Annotated in this window: 5 protein-coding genes; all 5 read left to right on the top strand. The window is 27.7% G+C overall.

Annotated features, from left to right (window positions below; genetic code table 11):
• A partial coding sequence (locus AABM47_RS10505) for a glycosyltransferase (protein WP_338410878.1) occupies positions 1-484 on the top strand: 484 nt, incomplete at its 5' end.
• Between the two features lie 98 nt (positions 485-582).
• On the top strand, positions 583-945 hold the full coding sequence (locus AABM47_RS10500; RefSeq protein ID WP_338410877.1) for a DapH/DapD/GlmU-related protein: 363 nt from the start codon (positions 583-585) through the stop codon (positions 943-945).
• Positions 946-965: 20 nt separating this feature from the next.
• Positions 966-2,855: a heparinase II/III family protein gene (locus AABM47_RS10495; RefSeq protein WP_338410876.1), complete on the top strand. Its 1,890-nt coding sequence runs from the start codon at positions 966-968 to the stop codon at positions 2,853-2,855.
• Complete coding sequence (locus tag AABM47_RS10490) at positions 2,855-4,099, top strand: glycosyltransferase family 4 protein (protein ID WP_338410875.1); 1,245 nt, start codon at positions 2,855-2,857, stop codon at positions 4,097-4,099. The genes AABM47_RS10495 and AABM47_RS10490 overlap by 1 nt, the downstream gene beginning before the upstream one ends.
• On the top strand, positions 4,092-4,391 hold a 300-nt coding region (locus AABM47_RS10485; protein WP_338410874.1), incomplete at its 3' end, for a sugar transferase. The genes AABM47_RS10490 and AABM47_RS10485, both read left to right, overlap by 8 nt.

The following is a 4,391-nucleotide window of genomic DNA, read 5'->3' as shown; positions in this document are numbered from 1 at the left end:
TCAACTTATTATTGATTCTGCCATAGAATTAAGTAAAGAATATAAAAACTTTCAAGTAGATTTTTTTGGTAAAGTAGATGAAGATTATCAATCTTTTCATACACAAGTAAAAGAATATGATTTCTTACATTATAAAGGTTTTATAGATCTAAGAAATGAAAAAAATTATGAAATTTTAGCTTCCTATAATTGCATGTTATTCCCTACTTTTTGGGAAGGTGACGGTTATGCAGGTGTCTTGGTTGATGCTATGATTGCACAGTTACCAGTTATAGCCAGTAATTGGAATTTTAACAAAGAAATTATTAATCATAACCAAAATGGTTGGCTTATTAGTCCAAAAAGTAAAGAAGAATTGCAAAACGCAATGAAAGAAATTATTTATAATCCTGAAATTCTTCGTAAATTTGAATTGGAAACTATTAAAAACATATCCAAATACGATATTTCTAAAGCCTTTTTTGACATAATTAAAAATTCTTAAAATGAATTCATTTACTATATTATTTTACAGAATTTCACATTGTTTTTATATTATAAAATGATTTTTTATAGGTAAACTAATTTCTTTTATACATAGAGTTGTTTTTTCTTGTTGGGGTTCCTAGATCAGCAAGTATTGGAAAAAATTTTAAAATTGGATATTCAGGAATAGGTGTTGTTATTCATAGTAATTCAGTTATTGGAAATAATTGTTTAGTTGCACAAAATGTAACAATTGGAAGAAATTTTGGGGATAAAAAAGTACCAATTATTGGAGATGATGTATATATTGGAGCAGGATCAGTAATTTTTGGTGAAATTACTATTGGAAATAATGTAATTATAGGCTCCAATAGTCTAATAAATAAAAATATTCCAGATAATGCTACAGCAGTAGGAAATCCATTTGTAATTATTCAAACAAACAGAATTAAAAAATATTATGAATTGGACAACAAATAAAAATTATTAATATTTTCAATTTGAATTTAAAATTAGCCTTTCAACTTTTTCAAAATATGGGACTTCGTTATGTGTTCTATAGGATTCGTTACGTAATTGAAAAACGAATCGGATTATTAAAAAAGAAACATCCAATTCATCCTGTAAAAAAGAATTTCATTTCTTTAAATGATTGGAAAAAAGCTGCAATACCATTTATAATACAGTCTAAAGATTCATTAGGATTTATTACACAAAAAAATGAAAAATTAAAAGAATCTGCTCATAAAATATTGCAAGGTGAAATTTGTTTCTTTAGCTCTGAATGGAAAAAATTAGGGTTGTCCTATAACTGGATAACTAATCCAGATACCGGTTTTGTTTATGATATTAGTAAACACTGGTCAGAAATCAATGATTTTAATCCAGCCAATGGAGATATAAAGTATGTTTGGGAAAAATCTAGATTTACATATTTATTAACTATAATGCGATATGATTATCATTATAATGAAAATCATGCTGTATTTGTTTTTTCAGAAATAGAAAGTTGGATTGATGCTAATCCTATTAATCAAGGTCCAAATTGGAAATGTAGTCAAGAAACTTCATTGCGAATGTTTAATTGGATGTATGCTTTGTATTTTTATAAAAATAGTGATGCCTTAACAGAAGAGTTATGGAACAAAATTCAAAATGTGATCTATTGGTCGTTACACCATATCTATAATCATATTGATTTCTCCAGAATTGCCGTTAGAAATAACCATGCTATTACTGAAACATTAGCCTTAACTATTAGTGAACTACTTTTTCCATTTATTCCAGAAACTAAAAAATGGGCAAAAAAAGGTAGAAAATGGCTCGAACAAGAAGTGAAATATCAGGTTTATGAGGACGGAACTTTTCTTCAATTTAGCATGAACTATCATCGTGTATTGTTGCAATTATTTTCTTTTGGCATATCTTTAACAGAAAAGCATAAAAAACCATTTTCAAAATTATTTTATGAAAGGGCTTATGCAAGTTTAAATTTTTTATACCAATGTCTTCAAAAAGAAAATGGTTTTTTGCCTAATTATGGAGCAAATGATGGAGCCTTATTCTTTCCACTTTCAAATTCAAAATTTAGAGACTATCGCCCTCAATTAAATACTTTGTATAAAATTTTGACAAACAACCATTTGTTTGATAATATAGAAATTAATGAAGATTGGAATTGGCTTCAACATTCTTCAAATCCTTCTTATACTTTTTCTCCACTAGAACAAAAGACAGGAATATTAAGTTTTAATAAAGGGGGCTATTATTTGTGCAAAACACCACATACATTTTCATTTATAAGATGTGGAAATCATAAAGATAGACCATCTCAAGCCGATAATTTACATATGGATGTGTGGGTAAAAGGAAAAAATATACTTCGAGATTCAGGAACATATAAATACAATACATCTAAGGAGTTTTCAGATTTTTTTGCAGGTAGTAAAGGGCATAATACGGTTGCTGTTAACAGTCAGTCGCAAATGTTAAAAGGAAATCGCTTTATTTGGTATTATTGGACTCAATCTACAGAAGCAGAATGGCATGAAACAGAAGATTATTATATTTTTAAAGGAAAAATAAAAGCTTTTCAATTTCTAAATTCAGAAGCAAAACATGAAAGAGAAATAAAAATTGCTAAGAATGAAAATAAATGGATAGTTTCTGATGAAATAATAAAACTAAATGCATATACAAAAGATCAGGTTTGGCATATTGATAATTTTTCAATAGAATTTAATAGCCTTTCAAATACTACTAAAGTAAAACCAAACATAACGAAGTCATTTAATTCAGAATGTTATGGTCTTAAAAAAGAAGGTCAAGCAATATCTTTTCCATTTGATTCAAAAATAGAGACAACAATATATTACAATAAAGAAAAATAATGCGAATATTATTATTACATCAATATTATTTAGAAGATGATGATCATGGAGGTTCTCGTTGGAACGAAATAACAAAGCGATGGACAGAAAAAGGACATAGCGTTCAAGTTATTGCCGGTATGATGCATTATAGTTCTAGCGAAAAAAGAGACGAATATAAAGGAAAATGGTTCAAGAAAAAAAAACAAGGTGCTATAGATGTAATACGTTGTCATGTTTCAGAATCGTATAATTCCAATTTTTTAGGAAGGTTATGGGGCTATTTTTCTTTCGTTTTTTCAAGCTTTTGGGCTGGATTATTTAAAACAAATGGCAATTTTGATGTTATTATTGTAACATCACCTCCATTGTTTGTAGGTATTAGCGGTTATTTAATATCTTTATTTAAACGAACCCCTTTTGTATTTGAAATCAGAGACTTATGGCCAGAATCTGCCATAGATACGGGTGTTGTAACTAATGGTTTAATAATAAAATTAGCATATACTTTAGAAAAATTTATCTATAAAAAAGCAACATTAATTAATGTTTTAACACCTGCATTTAGAGACGCTTTGATTGAAAAAAAACATATTGCATCAAAAAAAATTATTTTCATCCCTAATGCAGCTGATTTTACACTTTCTGAGGATTTATTAAAAAACTTTGACGTGTCTAAATTTAAAAAAGAACATAATTTAGAGGGTAAATTTATCATAACCTATGTTGGTGCTCATGGAGTTGCAAATCATTTAGAACAAATAATAGAAACTGGTAAGTTACTTAAAGACACTAATGTTTTGTTTTTATTGATCGGAGGCGGAATGGAAAAAAAACGATTAATAGAGCTTTCAATACAAAAAAAAGTAACCAATGTTAGGTTTGTTGATCCAGTACCAAAAGCAGAAGTGTTTAAATACATTTTAGCTTCGGATATGGGAACTTCAGTTTTAAAAAATGTGGATACATTTAAAACAGTTTATTCCAATAAAACGTTTGACTACATGTCTTGCAAAAAACCTATTTTAATGGCTATTGACGGTGTCTCAAGAAAACTTGTTGAAACAGCAGATGCAGGAGTTTTTGTAAAACCAGAAAACCCTGAAGACTTTGCTTTAAAAATAAAAAATTATCTGTCTGATCCTGAAAAAGGAATAATCCAAGGCAAAAAGGGTTATAGTTATGCAAAAGAAAACTTTGATAGAATTGTTTTAGCTGATGAATATATAGTATTAATTGAAAAAAAAATCAATAAAAATGTATAAATCATTTTTTAAAAGACTAATTGATTTTTTTGTTGCCTTATTGGGTTTGATTTTTTTAATTCCAATTTTTGTTTTTGTAATGATTGGGTTGTTTTTTGCTAATACAGGAAAACCATTTTTTTTTCAAACTCGTCCCGGAAAAAACGAAAAACTTTTTAAAATCATTAAGTTTAAAACCATGAACGATAAAAAAAATGTTAATGGTAATTTGTTGTCAGACGAAATGCGATTAACCAAAATAGGTAAATTTGTTAGAAATGCATCACTTGACGAAATTCCTCAATTAATAAAT

The sequence above is a fragment of the uncultured Flavobacterium sp. genome, assembly GCF_963925415.1.
In the GTDB taxonomy this organism is placed as follows: Bacteria; Bacteroidota; Bacteroidia; order Flavobacteriales; family Flavobacteriaceae; genus Flavobacterium.
Note: the sequence above shows the minus strand (reverse complement) of the source record. Positions and strands in the feature narration are given on the sequence as shown.